Source organism: Actinopolyspora mzabensis (assembly GCF_900101095.1).
Taxonomy (GTDB): domain Bacteria; phylum Actinomycetota; class Actinomycetes; order Mycobacteriales; family Pseudonocardiaceae; genus Actinopolyspora; species Actinopolyspora mzabensis.
In genome coordinates this window covers 210851-225233 of the sequence record NZ_FNFM01000009.1, presented here as the reverse complement: position 1 = coordinate 225233, position 14383 = coordinate 210851, and the positions used below count along the sequence as shown (strand labels likewise).

Genomic DNA, 14383 nt, shown 5'->3' with positions numbered 1-14383 from the left:
CCATTCGGAATTCATGACTGGACCTGGTTACGTGGTCTGGTAGCCGTCACGTGAGTCGGCGCCTTGCAGCGTTGGGCCGGCTCTTGAGTAGCGACCTACGCGGCGAGCGGCCCGGCCTTGCAATGCATCCGACTCACGCACCGGGGACAGGCGCGCTGCTTACCCGCATGGGCGCTTCCCGACACGGGTGCCGACGGGGCACGGTGAGGGTGTGCCCGGCACTCAGGCGTGCTTGAGCGGTTCCCACCAGGCACGGTTGCGTCGATACCACTCCACGGTCTCGGCGAGCCCCTCCCGCAGCGAAACCGTGGGACCGTAGCCGAGCTCCGCGCTGATCTTGTCGTGGCGCAACGAGTAGCGGCGGTCGTGCCCCTTGCGGTCGGTTACCGGCCGCACCATCGACCAGTCCGCACCCACTGCTTCGAGCAGCATGGAAGTCAGCTCGGAATTGCTCAGCTCGGTACCGCCGCCGATGTTGTAGACCTCGCCCGGCTCGCCCGATTCGGCTACCAGTTGTATCCCACGGCAGTGGTCGGCCACGTGCAACCAGTCGCGGACGTGGCCACCGTCGCCGTAGAGCGGGACCTCCTTGCCGTCCAGCAGGTTGGTCACGAACAGGGGGATCATTTTCTCGGGGTACTGGTGAGGACCGTAGTTGTTGGAGCACCGCGTGATGCAGACCGGCAGTTCGTGGGTTCGATGGTAGGCCCTGGCCAGCATGTCCGCTCCGGCTTTGGAGGCGGAGTACGGCGAGTTCGGTTCCAGCGGATGGTCCTCCGACCAGGATCCCTCGGCTATGGAGCCGTAGACCTCGTCGGTGGAGACGTGCACGAACCTGGTGACCTCGGCCGAGACCGCCGCGCGCAGCAGGTTCTCGGTTCCGACGACGTTGGTCAGCACGAAGTCGCCACCCGCCGTGATGGAACGATCCACGTGGGATTCGGCGGCGAAGTGCACCACCACATCGGTACCCGGCATCCACTCCGCGAGCAGCTCCGGATCGCGGACGTCGCCCCGAACGAACCGCAGCCGGGGGTGATCGGCCACTTCGGCCAGGTTCTCGAGGTTGCCCGCGTAGGTGAGCTTGTCCAGCACGACCACCTCGGCACCGTCGAAAGCCGGGTACCCGCCCGTGAGCAGCTGCCGCACGTAGTGCGAACCGATGAAACCGGCTCCGCCGGTGACCAGGACTTTCATGGCACCTTTCCCATCACGGTGTTACTTCCGCGGCACGATCCCGAGGGCCGCGGCGGCCGTTCGAGTCTGCCATGCGGCGCGGCGGGCGAACTCAGCTGATACGCAACCCAACGTGAACGCTATGCGTCCCCCGATCGAGGTTAGGCCACTTTTTCCCGCTACGAACCACGTACTGCCGTGATCAGCGTTAACCTACACACAGCAGCAAGGGCGGCGAAGTTCCACCGACGGCACCGCCCCGCTCAGGAGCTCAAGGGGGATTCGGCGTGAACAACCGGCCACGACGAGCGGGTGGCCCGAACGGGCCCGCCGGAAGGCCCGATTCCCGCCGCCTCCACGACACCGGTGACCGCGCCGACCGCGGGCGGCCCGAGCCCGGCGGACGCGCTGCCGCACGACCGGGACGGCAGCACGAGACGAGAAACACGCAGGGTAGCCGACAGGAACAACAGGGCCGACCGCGTGACCCCCGACAGCCCCCGCCACCGACCGACGTGTGGGACCGGCGCGGGGGCCGGGGAGGTGGGCGCGGGGGCCGTGCCCGGATCGCTCCCCGGATTCTGGTGCTGCTGCTCTCGCTCATCGTGCTGAGCACCACCGGATACGGCTGGGGCAAGGTGAGTCAGCTCGATTCCGGCCTGCGGGGCAACATCGACATCAACAACGAGCGCGACTCGCCGGACGGCGCCACCGACATCCTGCTGATCGGCAACGACAGCCGCACCGACGCCCAGGGCAACCCGCTGCCGGACGAGGTGCTGCGCGAACTCCGCGCCAGCCAGGGGGGCGGGCACCTGACCGACACGATGATCCTGCTGCGGATTCCCGACAACGGCAAACGCGCCCGCGCGGTCTCCTTCCCGCGCGACACCATGGTCGACATGGGCGAGTTCGGCGAGAACAAGCTCAACTCCGCGTTGAACCGGAAGCGCGTGGCGAAGCGGGAGGAGCTGGAGGCGCAGGGGATTACCGACGAGAAGAAACTGAGCAGGTTGTCCGAGAAGGCGGGCAAGGAGTTCCTGATGGAGACCATCGAGGACTTCGCCGGTGTGACGATCGAACACTACGCGGAAGTGAACCTGCTCGGTTTCTACAAGCTCACCGAAGTGGTGGGTGGTGTCAAGGTGTGCCTGAAGAACCCGGTGGACGACCCGTACTCCGGTGCCGACTTCTCCGCAGGGGTGCACACCCTCTCCAAGGGGGACGCGCTGGCGTTCGTCCGGCAACGACACGGCCTGCCCAGGGGCGATCTCGATCGGATCGTGCGCCAGCAGGTTTTCATGTCGGGCCTGGCCAAGAAGATGCTCTCGGCGGGCATGCTCAGCAACCCCGGCAAGCTGAACGAGCTGATCAAAGCGTTGCAGGACTCGATCACACTGGACAAGAACTGGGACGTGCTGTCCTTCGCGAAGCAGATGCAGGGCATGGCCGCCGGCGACATCGAGTTCTACACCATTCCCGTGGAGATGAACGGCCCCAGCTCCGGGCTGGACGCCGAGCCCGATGAGGTGAAACGGTTCGTCGACAACCTGCTGCTGTCCCAGCGGAAACGCGAACAGGCGCAGCGGGATGCCGAGCAGGCTCAAGAGCTGCGCGCCGAGACCGAGGTCAACGTCTACAACGCCTCGGGAGTGTCCGGCCTGGCCGGACGTGTCCTGCAGGACCTCGCGGCGGAGGGCTTCGACAGCGGCGCCGCGGCCAACGCGGAGAGCATGATGTCGGACTCGGTGGTGCGCTACGCCTCGGACACCGAGCAGGCCGCGAAGCTGGCCGCCTCCGACCTGGGGGGCGTGCCGGTCGAAGCGAGCGAGGACGTGCCGGCCGGGAGCGTCTCGGTGTATCTGGGGGACGACTACGCCGGCCCCGGCACCCGCGAGTTCGCCGGCGAAGGCGCGGTGCGGTTGGACGGCACGGCGCAGGCGCAGGATTCGGAAACCGACCCGAGCACCGGTAAGCAGCCGATCACGGCGGGAGGGGTTCGCTGCGTGAACTGACCGAGCGGTTTCGCGCGGCCACCGTGGCCACTGCGATCGCTGGAGCAGCGGCGACACGGCACCGATAATCGAAATATCCTCACATGAACTCGGCCTTCGCACGTTAACCTTGGACTCCCGGCTCCACACGTTGGTCCGGAGTTCGAGGTGTGCCACTCCCACGAGCGCGATGTGGCGTGTCGCGGTCCCGCAGTGACCACCGAAGGGAAAAGGCCGCTTTTCAGGAGGACCCAAGTGGACGAGCCCGACACGCACGCGACGTCGTCGGAGGGACCGCGCGACGAGGACGCGGCATCCGGTAACGCGGAGTCGGACTCGACACTCCCGGAGGACGAGCCGGAGGACGTTTCGGACACCCGCGGGAAGGCAGCGGCTTCGGATACTCCCCCGGCCGTCGTCTCGGACGGGGGAAGGAGCACCGCCGGTAGTCGCGGCAGCCGTGTGCTGCGAGGTACGGCCCGGGTCACGATGCGCTCCCTGCTGGTACTCGCCTCGGTGGTGACCCTGGCGGGGACCGGCTTGGGCTGGACCGCGCTGGGAGTGCTGGAGGACCGGTCCAACAAGGTCGATCTGCGAATCGGTGACTCGCCCCGGCAGATGCCGGAGGACACCGCGACCGACATCCTGCTCGTGGGCAGTGACAGTCGCACCGATGCCCAGGGCAACCCGCTGCCGGACGAGGTGTTGGACATGCTGCGCACCGAGTCGGCCAGTGGGCTGAACACGGACACGATCATCCTGCTGCGGGTGCCCGACGACGGGACGGCCTCGACCGCCGTCTCGATCCCCCGCGACACCGCGGTACGTCGCTCCGGGGAGGCCGAAAAGATCAACGGGATTTACGGGCTGACCAAGACCGCCAGGGAGGACGAGCTGCGCGCCACCGGTGATCACACGGCGGCGGAGATCGAGAAACTGTCCAAGCGGGCGGGAATCCGCGCGTTGGTCGGCGCCGTGGAGTCGTTGACGGGCGTCGGGGTGGATCACTACGCCGAGGTGAACCTGCTGGGGTTCTACGAGGTCACCAAGGCCCTCGGTGGGGTGAGAGTCTGCCTGAAACGCGCGACCAGCGACAAGAACTCCGGCGCCGAGTTCCCCGCGGGAGAGCAGACGATCTCGGGTGGGGACGCGCTGGCGTTCGTCCGGCAGCGACACGGCCTGCCCAACGGTGATCTGGATCGGATCGTGCGCCAGCAGGTGTTCATGGCCGCCGTCGCGGACAAGGTGCTCTCCAGCGGAACCCTGACGAACACCGGCAAGCTCCGGGACCTGATGACCGCGGCCCGCAAGTCGGTGGTGCTGGACAGCGACTGGCGAGTGCTGGACTTCGTGCGCAGGATGCAGTCACTGGCCTCCGGCGACATCGGTTTCGTGACCATCCCGGTGGAGGACACCACAGCGCGCAACTCCGCGGGGCGCAGTGTCGTCAGCGTCGACGAGGAACGGGTGCACGAGTTCGTCGCGGGCTTCGGCCACGACGTCGCCGAGGCCACTTCGGACTCGAACAGCGGTTCGCCCGGTGCGTCGTCCCGGCCGAGTCCGACCGGCTCGCGGCCCGGCTCGCCCCGGTCACCCGCCGGTTCGCCACAGTCACCCGCCGGTTCGCCACACTCACCCGCCGCTTCTGCCGAGTCCCGACCCGGCTCGACGGAACCGACGCATCGGATGACCGGGGATCCGCTGGTAAGACTGGACGGCGTGCGGGCCGCGTCGAGCGCTCCGGTGGACTCGCCGAAACGGGAGATCACCACGGAGGGGATTCCCTGCGTCTACTGACAGCGGATTCCCGGGCCGGGGTGACGAACAGCGCGTGACTCCCCTACCGGGCGGAGGAGACATCGAGTGGGCACTGCCCCGGTGGGTTAACCTGCCCCAATGAGCGTCACCGCGAGCCTGCTGTCACCCCTGCTTACCAACGGATCCGCGCGCCCGCTGATCACGCACTACGACGAGGCCGCGGGAGGCAGGATCGAGCTCTCCCGCGCCACGGTGGGCAACTGGGCCGCGAAAACGGCCAACTGGCTGACCGAGGAACTCGACCTCGAACCGGGTATGTCGGTGGCCGTTCGGCTGCCCGCCCACTGGCAGACCGCGGGGATCCTGCTCGGAGCCTGGTGGTGTGGTGCCCGCGTGACGGACTCCCCGGCGGGGTCCGAGGCGGCTTTCGTCCCCGGACAACGGGTGTCCGAGGGCAGCGGAGCGCACACCGTCGTCGCGGTGGGGCTGGACGCGCTCGGTGGCTCCGTGTCTGGGCTCGACGACAAGGTGTTGGACTACGCGTCCGAGGTGCGGGTCCGCGGCGACGAGTTCAGTCCGCTACTGCCCGTCCCCGGTGACACTCCCGCGCTGTTCGACTCCACCGTGGACGAAGTGATCGAGTCGGCGCGGCGGAGTGCCGCGAGCTCGGGTATCGGCGAGCAGGACCGGGTGCTTTCCACACTGGACTGGACGCTCCCGGAGGGTGCGGTGGACAGCCTGTTGGCCGTGCTGGCCGCGCGGGCCTCGCTGGTGCAACTGACCGGGCTGCCCGAAGGCGGGAACACCGAGCTGCTGGAAAAACGGCGCTCCGACGAGAAGATCACGGTGGAACTGGGCGCCGAGGACTGACGGGACGACAAAACCGGATCGGACACGTCTCGCAATTTGCTTTACTCGCAAGTAGCATCAGGGTGTGCCAGATGCGAGGCGGACGCTGTTCGAGACCGACGGAACCGGATTCATCCCGACCGAGGCCGCGGGAAACCCCTGGGGCGAACTGACCGGCGGTGGTCCGGTGGCGGGACTGCTGGCACGCGCCATCGAGCGCGCGGCAGCGGATCCCGAAATGTTCGTGGCCCGGATGACCTTCGACCTGATGCGCCCGGTTCCCCGCGAACACGTGGCGGTCTCGACCCGCACCCTGCGGTCGGGCAAACGCCTCCAAGTGATCGAGGCGGAACTGACCAGGGGCGAGGAGACGCTCACCCGGGCGACCGCCCAATTGCTGCGGCGTAGCGAGCTGGACGGGCCGAACTCCACGTCGGTTCCGCCGTTCACCGGCCCGGACGGTATCGCCGACGGATCGCTGATCCCTCCCGAACTCGGGTTGCGCTGGGGAGTGCACGACGTGGTCGACGTGCGGTGGATCGACGACCAGAGCAGCCCGGACGCCAGCAGGGTGTGGATGCGGATGCCGGTGCCGCTGTTGCCGAACGAGCCGATGACCCCACTGGTGCACACCGCCACCCTGGTGGACTGCATCAGCGCGGCCAGCCCGATCGGCGAACTGTTCGGCCCCTGGATCAACACCGACATCACCTGCTACCTGCACCGCGAACTGGCGGGCGAATGGCTCGGCATGGAGATCCGGCGGGACGTCGAGACCAGCGGCATCGGGGTGGCGCGAGCGCGGCTGTTCGACACCTACAGCCCGATCGGCACGGCCCAGGAAGCGGTGCTCGTCAACGAGCTCGGCTGAGCAGGGGCTTGCCGGTTCCGCACGGCGCTGCTTCTCCTACTCCCCGCCCGCGACCCGCTCGCGCAGCGCGGAGTCCTTGTCCAGCACCTTGGTCTCCAGCTCGCTCTGGAACCGGCTCATCCGGTCGCGCAGCCGCGCGCCGAGCTCTCCCGAATCGGCGGCCAGCGTGCGCACCGCGAGCAGCCCGGCGTTGCGGGCGCCACCGACGGAGACGGTCGCCACCGGTATACCGGCGGGCATCTGCACGATGGACAGCAGCGAGTCCATGCCGTCCAGGTACTTCAGCGGCACCGGAACACCGATCACCGGCAGCACCGTGGCCGAGGCGACCATGCCGGGAAGGTGTGCCGCACCGCCCGCACCGGCGATGACCACCCGGACCCCGCGCTCGGCCGCGCCGCCCGCGTAGTCCAGCATCCGCTGCGGAGTGCGGTGCGCCGAGTACACGCCCACCTCGTAGGGGACGTCGAACTCGCGCAACGCCTCCCCCGCTTCGCGCATCACCGACCAGTCCGAATCGCTGCCCATCACCAGGCCCACCAGCGGTGTCCGCTCGTCGGACTCCACCAACGCTTCCTCCCCGAGGTCGTCGAAATCGGTTTCCCGCTGAGCCTAGATGCCCGGATACGAGCTCGGTCGGGCGGTGGAAACCCGAGTCGGCGCTGCTACTGGTGTTCCTGCGGCGCCACCAGGGTCTGCTGCTCGGTGACGGTCGCCAGCGCGTCGACGCAGGCACGGATCGCCGGGCGCTCGGAGTCGGTGCGCCAGACGGCGAGCACCTGCCGCTGCAGCACCGGCCTGGTTCGCACCACCGCGACTCCGCTGGGTACCGAATCTCGGGCCAGTCTGGGCACCAGGGCCGCCGCGAGATTGGCGCCCACCAGTTCGAGCTGGGTGGGATACCCCGCGACGTTGCAGGTGATGCGCGGCTCGAACTCCTGAGCCCGCAGGGTCTGCACCAACCACTCGTGGCAGGCGGTCCCGGTGGCCCAGCTCACCCAGGGAGTGTCGGCCAGTTCGTGCAGCGAGACCGAGGTCCGGTGGGCGAGCCGGTGCTGCTCCGGCAGCGCGACGTCGGCGGTGTCGGTGCACAACCTGCGATAGCTGACCTCGGCGGGCAGCTGCGTGGGCAGCCGATCCCAGCTCTCCAGCACCGCCAGGTCGAGATCGCGCCCCACCAGGGCGGGCAGGGTCTCCTCGGCCTCGCCCTCGCGCAGCGTCACCTCCAGCCGGGGGTGCCTGCGGTGCAGCGCACTCAGCGCGCCGGGAACCACCGCCCGCAGCACGGTGGAGATCGAGCCGATCCGCAGCGGGCCGAGGATCTCCTCGCTGAGGCCGTCGAGATCGGACTGCGCCTCCGACATCCTGGAGAGGATCTCCGAGGCGTGCTTGGAGAGCACGTGCCCCGCTGCCGTGAGACGTACGCCGCGACCGTGCTGCTCCAACAGCTGGTGTCCTGCCTCACGTTCCAGCTTGGCGAGCTGCTGCGAAACGCCGGAGGGAGTCACGTGCAGCGCCGAGGCTGCCAGCGCCACGGAGCCGTGCGCTGCGACGGCGTGCAACGCACGAAGTCGTTCCACATTGAACACGGAAGCGATGCTACCGAATTCCGGCCAGAAACATTCGATTGTGCTGAATATTTTCAACCAGCATCGTTGGAGTCATGACCGCCCCCGAGACCGAACCGCCCGCTACCGGACGCACTACCGCTCCCGACGCGCGACTGGTACTGACGCTCGGCGCCACGATCCTGTCGGGCTCCGCACTGTTCATGCAGCTGTCCGGCACCGCCGCCGGTACGGCCGCGTTCTACCGCTGCCTGCTCGCTCTGCCGGTTTTGCTGCCGCTGGCGTTACTCGAACGGCGCAGGCTCGGCGGCCGGGGTTTCCGGTGGCAGGCGCTGGATCTGCTGGCGGGATTCTTCCTGGGGCTGGACCTGGTGTTGTGGGGCGAGTCCATCGTCAACATCGGCACCGGCATCGCCACGGTGCTCAACAACGTGCAGGTGCTCGCGGCGCCGCTGCTCGCGCTGCTGATCACCCGCGAACGGCTCTCGGTGGGTTTCCTGCTGGCCACGCCGGTGATGCTCGCGGGGGTGGCGTTGGTGGGCGGTGTGGCGGACAGCCGAGCGTTCGGCGATGCCCCCGCCTACGGCGCGCTGCTGGGAGCCGCCTCGGGAGTGGCCTACGGCGGCTATCTCTTCATGCTGCGACTGAGCGGCACGCGACACGGCAGGCACCGCTTCTCGCCGGTCTGCCTCGCCTCCGTTTCGGCAGCCGCCACCGCGCTGCTGCTCGGCGGGCCGTGGCAGGGCGTGGAACTGGCGGTAGGCTGGCCCGCCCTGGGGTGGCTGGCCGCGCTCGCACTCTCGTCACAGGTCACCGGCCTGCTGGTGGTGGGGTCGGCACTGCCGCGGGTGCCGAGCAGTGTCGGCAGCACCCTGTTGCTGCTGCAACCGGTGCTGGCCGTGCTGTGGGGAGTGCTGCTGCTCGGGGAGTCACCCACGTGGTGGCAGCTGCTGGGGTGCGCGCTGGTGGTGGGGACGGTCTGGTTCGTGGGCCGTCGGGCGCGTTCCTGACGCACCGGGGGCTCCAGAGGAGCGCTTCCACCCCGTGCCTTCGGGACCCCGGGCCTTCGGGACCCGAGGTCGAAGCGTGGGACGCGGGGCACGAGACAGCCTCGCGGCCCTGCCGAAGCACCCACCTGCGCGGCTGACTCCCGCGGGAGGTTCCGCCGAGTGGGCACTACGGCACGTATGAACAGCGAACTTCGATCAGGAGGAACCGCCACCGTTACTGCTGCCCCAGTTGCACTTGTGCTGCGTCGGGTTGTCCGTCTTCCAGTCGGGGTTGGAGAAACGGTCGGACTCCATGTTCCACTCCGGCTCCTTGCGTCCGAAGGCGGCGTGGCAGTCGAACTGCTGGCGCAGGGTGTCCCAGTTCGGGAAGCTCACGCAGTTCCGCAGGTCGCCCCACGCGGCCCCGACCGAGGGGTGGGGGACGCGCAGGGCGTGCGACGGAACCATGTTGACCTTGAACATGTCGCCCCTGTTGTCCACCGAGGCCTTGTTGATCAGCAGGCTGCCGCAGGAGCGCCAGCCCTGGTCCGGTGGCAGCGGGGCGGCTTGTGCCTGCCCCGCGGCCGGTCCCGCACCCAGCAGCGTGGCGGCCAGCGTGGTGACGGCGACGAGCGCGAACCGTTTCGTCGCGCGGGCGGTCCTGGTGGGTCCGAACATCCTCGACTCCTGTAGTTCTCGGCAGACGCGGTGTTTCACCGATGTCGGTCGAGCACGGGCACGAGTCGCCGGAGTGAACCGCCCCCGGATCAGGGGCGCGGCCACTGACATCGCGGGAGGACCGACACTCGAAGTGACGTCCCGTAACGCTCGACAACCGTCGGTGGTTCTAACAAGTCCGAATCGGACGGAAAACCACGTTCGGCACATCGGATCGGTTCAGACTGGGATCTCATCGGATCCGGTTACCACGGAAAGAGCAGCACGGCCGCCGGACCGAATGAAAGTCACGCGGAGAGCTCAACCATCTCGCAGGGCTACCACGAAATCGCGCCACCGTAATGGGTCGAACACCAGTACGGGCGAGAAATCACCCCGCTTGCTGTCCCGAACCCCCACCACCTCGGAAGATCCGGCCACCTCCACGCAGTCACGTTCCGGATCGCTGTGACTGGACTTCCGCCACCCAATGAATCGATGTTCAGTCTGGGGAAACATACTTTCCTTTCGCTTCCCGAATCATCTCCAGGGAGCGTTCCGGCGATATCGCGGTAGCGATGATGTGACGCCAGGCCCGCTGGTACTGCTCCACCATGTAACTGTCGTCGATATAGCGGGCTTCACCGAGCAGATCCAGATGAACGAGTCCGGGATGCCCCCGCAACGGCTCGGGAAAGTTCATGATCGTCCACGAGGTCCCTTCTCCGCGGTACGATCCCGCATCCAGCGGGAGCACCTGGAGATCCACTTCGGAAGTTCGGGCCACATCCAGCAGGTAATCGAGTTGATCGCACATCACGGTGGCATCACCACGAGACCGGTACAGCACGCTCTCGTCCATGACCACGTATAGCCGAACGGGCCTTTCCTCCCTGGTGAATATCTTCTTGCGGTCCATCCGGGCCGCTACGAGCTGCTCTATCTCTTCGTCGGAAAGGTTCGGATTGGCACGGAAAACAGCGGCGGCGTAGCAGGGGATCTGCAGCAGCCCCGGAACCAACGAACCGCTGAGAATGTCCAGTTCGGCCATGCCGACTTCCAGGTTCAAGCGGAGGTCGTAGTCCTCCGGAACCGGAGCCTGCCGCTTCGGCACGCTTCGTCGTGCTACGGGCAACAGTTCACTTAGCTCGACGAACTCATCGGCAGCCCCGTAAATCTGGAGCAGTTTCTCAAGATCGCTCTGCGTAGGAGCGTTGACGGCGTTCTCGATGTTGGCGACCGTCTGCCCCGTGCGCCCGATACGACCGGCCACCTGCTGCTTGGTCAATCCCGCTTCGCCGCGCAACTGTCCCAAGCGAAGCGCTAGGTAGTACCGGACGACCGCGGGAGACGACGACGTGATCATCTTTGAACCTCCCGAGCAAGGATCATCGCACTCGCGTTTTCTCACCCGATCGAGCCCCACCAACCCCTTGTTTCTTTTGAAATCAAATTGCTTGAATTCAAGCACAGTGAACACGAAGGGAGCCGTGATGAACGGGGTCAGCATGGGCACGTGGATCAAGGTGGACGACGGTCCGATCCGCTACGCGGTGTGCGGCGACGTGGTGGAAATGGAACTCGGTGGGCAGGGTTCGGGCGCTGAACTCGTCACCACCGAGGAGGGCCTGAGCAACCTACTGCGCGAAGGTACCGAAGCACTCCACGAACTCCGGCGGAAGCGGCACGGCTGATTCCTTCCGCTCGAACGACGACCGGGGCCGGGATCTCTTCGACACTCCCAGCGCCAAACCGATGCCGCCATCACTCAGCCCGGGCGTCGATTTCCCACGAAATCGCCGGGCGGCCTGGCGAGGGCACCAGTGTTGAACCCAACCACTCCCGCGGGCCGCACTCCCACCACTTACGCCATCGGCACCGCCGCGGGTTCTCCGGTGCGGCTCTCGCGAGAACGGCCCCGACGTTGTGTAGGTCGGCTACCCGATTGTCGGGGCACCCGCAGCGAGAGCCGCGCCGGAGGTTCCGCCAAGCGACCAGTTACGAAGACCGGCCCGCCATCGACCGGGTTCAGTGGATGGAGTAACCATCGGGCCACTCGGCGTGCGCCAGCCAGTGCGCGGCCAGCCGCGCCCGCTCGCTCACCTCGTCCATCCGCTCGCCGAGCATGTTGACGTGGCCGACCTTGCGTCCGGGCCGCTCGGTCTTGCCGTAGAGGTGCAGCTTGGCCCCGGGAAAACGCGCGAACAGGTGATGCACCCGTTCGTCCACGCTCATCCGCGGCTCGGTGGGAGCGGCCAGGATGTTGCCCATCGCGACGGCGGGCGCGGTCAGCTCGGTGGTACCCAGCGGGTAGTCCAGCACCGCCCGCAGGTGCTGCTCGAACTGCGAGGTCCGCGAGCCGTCGATGCTGAAGTGTCCGGAGTTGTGCGGCCGCATCGCCAGCTCGTTGATCACCAGGCCGTCCACGGTCTCGAACATCTCCACCGCGAGCACCCCGACCATCCCCAGCTCGTCGGCGATGCGCAGCGCGATGTCCTGCGCCCGCTGCGTCAGCTCCTCGGATGCGTCGGGGGCGGGGGCGAGCACCCGCACGCAGATGCCCTCGGACTGCACGGTCTCCACCACCGGCCAGGCACCGCCCTGCCCGAACGGCGAGCGCGCGACGAGCACCGCGAGTTCCCTGCGCAGCGCCACCCGCTGCTCCACCATCAGCGGCGCCCCGGCATCGAGCAGTTCGGCGGTGGTGCGGCGCGCGCCGTCCGGCGTGTCCAGCACCCACACGCCCTTGCCGTCGTACCCGCCGCGCGCGGTCTTGAGCACGCAGGGCCAACCGTGTGCGGCGCCGAACTCCAGCACGTCGGTGACACTGCCGACCTCCGCGAACGGGGGCACCGGAAGTTCGAGGTCACGCAGCTTGCGCCGCATCACGAGCTTGTCCTGGGCGTGCAGCAACGCGTCCGGCCCGGGATGCACCGCCACGCCCTCGGCGGCGAGCGCCCGCAGGTGCTCGTTGGGGACGTGTTCGTGGTCGAACGTGACGGCGTCGCAGCCTTCGGCGAACGTGCGCAGCGCGGCGAGGTCGGTGTGCGAGCCGATCTCGATGTTCGGCGCGACCAGCCCGGCCGATTCGTCCGGGGAGGCCGCCAGCACCTTCAGCGACTGCCCCAGGCCGATGGCGGCCTGATGTGTCATGCGCGCGAGTTGACCGGCACCGACCATGCCGACGACGGGAGTTGCAGTGCGGTGGTCCACAGCCCGAATAGCCTACCCGTTCGGGGGATCGGGCCGAGCGGCGGTATCCCCACCGCAACTCCCCGATCGGAGGCACGACGGCATTCGCGTACCTCCTCGCGCACCGCGAGCGACCGCCGCGCCGGGCCCCACCGAGCGGGCAACCACACCGGCTCCCCGTGACCGGCCCGCCCCCTCGATCAGCCGCTCAACGGAGCGAGTCGAGCAGTTCGCAGGCCCGCGCGTACTCGGTCGGCAGCGGCGAACGGCGAATTCGCACGGCACTACCCGAATCGTCCAGGGCTCGCGCGAACTCCGGATCGGCCAGCACGCGCTCGTTGATCGCGGCTTCGGCGCGGAAACAGCGTTCCGTCAGCCTCGGGTCGGCACGCGTGAGCACCACGGGGGTGGACTCGCGCAGCAGTGACACGGTTTCGCCGGCGTCGAACACTTCCCGCAGCACATCGGCGGCCAGCACCAGCGCCATCAGCCGGGCCCACCGGTCGTCGTCCCCCGGCAATCGGAGCGTGACGACGAGCAGCGCGTAGCTGTCCCTTCCGGGAGACGTTGGCGACCCGGTTTCGGCCGCACTGGTCTCGCGGTACACCTCGTGCAGCCGCATCCGCAGGTAGGAAAGCGTACTCAGCCCGGTCAGCGCGTCGGTGACCTCCCGGCTCGCCGAACGGCCCGCGACGACATCGGCCCAGGCCAGTGCGGCGCGGCGCAGCAACGAAGCGGGCACGTCGTCGCACTCCTCGCCGATCAAAGCGCTGCCGGTGTCCTCACGCGAGAGCACGGCGTGCAGCACTCCGAGGTCCCGCAGCGTCTCGTCCAGTCCGATCCCGGAGTCCGCCCGTTGCGCCGCGAGTTCGTCGACCGCGTTCCCCGGATCGTCCCCACTTATCACGGCCTCGCACACCCGGTCGACCGCCGGGCAGGCCCAGTCGCCGGGAAACGGCCAGCCGGAGGCCAACGTGGCGCCACGCCACCGGGACCGCAACGCGCGACGACGTTCCGGCGCATCGGCGACGCTCATCGCACGACCGGGCGGGATCGCCCGTGCACCGTGCTGTCCCGAATTCGAAGCGTGCGGTTGCGACGTTCGGGGGTCGTTCGTTTCCCCACCGCATCTCGGTTGTTCGGGTGATTGCTCCTTCGAATGTTCCATCCTTCCTCCCCTGCCGGTGACTCCCCGCCGTGGGGACGTCTCGGGGAGCGCTCCGTGACGGTGGTTCGAATAGTGTTCACCCGGAGAGCTCGATCACAATCACCGCTGAGTACAGTACCGATCACACCGCGAACACACTGCGGCACGTCGCGGACACACCG

General features: G+C 68.0%; 14 protein-coding genes. 6 read left to right on the top strand and 8 right to left on the bottom strand.

The window, feature by feature from the left end; translation table 11 throughout:
* Positions 1 to 222: 222 nt before the first annotated feature.
* Positions 223 to 1197 (bottom strand): dTDP-glucose 4,6-dehydratase, encoded by a 975-nt coding sequence (gene rfbB / locus BLR41_RS16490; protein WP_092629517.1) that lies wholly within the window; start codon positions 1195 to 1197, stop codon positions 223 to 225.
* 563 nt (positions 1198 to 1760) lie between these two features.
* Between rfbB and BLR41_RS16485 the strand changes: the two genes are divergently transcribed.
* The 4 genes from BLR41_RS16485 (at position 1761) to BLR41_RS16470 (ending at position 6648) form a co-directional block, all read left to right on the top strand.
* Positions 1761 to 3191 (top strand): LCP family protein, encoded by a 1431-nt coding sequence (locus BLR41_RS16485; RefSeq protein WP_245694336.1) that lies wholly within the window; start codon positions 1761 to 1763, stop codon positions 3189 to 3191.
* Positions 3192 to 3425: 234 nt separating this feature from the next.
* Positions 3426 to 4967 (top strand): LCP family protein, encoded by a 1542-nt coding sequence (locus tag BLR41_RS16480; RefSeq protein ID WP_245694334.1) that lies wholly within the window; start codon positions 3426 to 3428, stop codon positions 4965 to 4967.
* A 99-nt stretch (positions 4968 to 5066) separates the two neighbouring features.
* Positions 5067 to 5798 (top strand): TIGR03089 family protein, encoded by a 732-nt coding sequence (locus BLR41_RS16475; RefSeq protein ID WP_092629515.1) that lies wholly within the window; start codon positions 5067 to 5069, stop codon positions 5796 to 5798.
* Between the two features lie 64 nt (positions 5799 to 5862).
* A complete protein-coding gene (locus tag BLR41_RS16470; protein WP_092629513.1) occupies positions 5863 to 6648 on the top strand; it encodes a thioesterase family protein in 786 nt (261 codons plus the stop codon).
* Between the two features lie 36 nt (positions 6649 to 6684).
* On the opposite strand, the gene purE is transcribed toward BLR41_RS16470, so the two are convergent.
* Positions 6685 to 7176, bottom strand: a complete 492-nt coding sequence (gene purE / locus BLR41_RS16465; RefSeq protein WP_092629669.1) for a 5-(carboxyamino)imidazole ribonucleotide mutase — start codon at positions 7174 to 7176, stop codon at positions 6685 to 6687.
* A gap of 137 nt (positions 7177 to 7313) precedes the next feature.
* The gene (locus tag BLR41_RS16460; RefSeq protein ID WP_092629666.1) at positions 7314 to 8237 is read right to left on the bottom strand and encodes a LysR family transcriptional regulator; all 924 of its coding nucleotides are present in this window, start codon (positions 8235 to 8237) and stop codon (positions 7314 to 7316) included.
* A 74-nt stretch (positions 8238 to 8311) separates the two neighbouring features.
* Here BLR41_RS16460 and BLR41_RS16455 point away from each other — a divergent pair, with 74 nt between their 5' ends.
* On the top strand, positions 8312 to 9226 hold the full coding sequence (locus BLR41_RS16455; RefSeq protein WP_092629511.1) for a DMT family transporter: 915 nt from the start codon (positions 8312 to 8314) through the stop codon (positions 9224 to 9226).
* A 195-nt stretch (positions 9227 to 9421) separates the two neighbouring features.
* On the opposite strand, the gene BLR41_RS16450 is transcribed toward BLR41_RS16455, so the two are convergent.
* The 3 genes from BLR41_RS16450 to BLR41_RS16440 all read right to left on the bottom strand — a co-directional run bounded on the left by BLR41_RS16450 (position 9422) and on the right by BLR41_RS16440 (position 11333).
* On the bottom strand, positions 9422 to 9883 hold the full coding sequence (locus BLR41_RS16450; RefSeq protein ID WP_176798018.1) for a DUF2599 domain-containing protein: 462 nt from the start codon (positions 9881 to 9883) through the stop codon (positions 9422 to 9424).
* 300 nt (positions 9884 to 10183) lie between these two features.
* On the bottom strand, positions 10184 to 10381 hold the full coding sequence (locus BLR41_RS16445; protein ID WP_092629507.1) for a DUF397 domain-containing protein: 198 nt from the start codon (positions 10379 to 10381) through the stop codon (positions 10184 to 10186).
* Positions 10365 to 11333, bottom strand: a complete 969-nt coding sequence (locus tag BLR41_RS16440) for a helix-turn-helix domain-containing protein (protein WP_176798017.1) — start codon at positions 11331 to 11333, stop codon at positions 10365 to 10367. Before BLR41_RS16440 ends, BLR41_RS16445 begins: the two co-directional genes overlap by 17 nt.
* A 22-nt stretch (positions 11334 to 11355) precedes the next feature.
* On the opposite strand from BLR41_RS16440, the gene BLR41_RS16435 reads away from it, so the two are divergent.
* Positions 11356 to 11556 carry a hypothetical protein gene (locus BLR41_RS16435; RefSeq protein WP_218120187.1) on the top strand — a complete coding sequence of 67 codons (201 nt, stop codon included), beginning with the start codon at positions 11356 to 11358 and terminating at the stop codon, positions 11554 to 11556.
* A 334-nt stretch (positions 11557 to 11890) separates the two neighbouring features.
* Here BLR41_RS16435 and BLR41_RS16430 read toward each other — a convergent pair whose 3' ends face one another.
* Together BLR41_RS16430 and BLR41_RS16425 are read right to left on the bottom strand one after the other, a co-directional pair.
* Positions 11891 to 13075: a 5-(carboxyamino)imidazole ribonucleotide synthase gene (locus BLR41_RS16430; protein ID WP_092629504.1), complete on the bottom strand. Its 1185-nt coding sequence runs from the start codon at positions 13073 to 13075 to the stop codon at positions 11891 to 11893.
* Between the two features lie 187 nt (positions 13076 to 13262).
* Positions 13263 to 14090 carry a hypothetical protein gene (locus BLR41_RS16425; RefSeq protein ID WP_218120186.1) on the bottom strand — a complete coding sequence of 276 codons (828 nt, stop codon included), beginning with the start codon at positions 14088 to 14090 and terminating at the stop codon, positions 13263 to 13265.
* Positions 14091 to 14383: the final 293 nt, after the last annotated feature.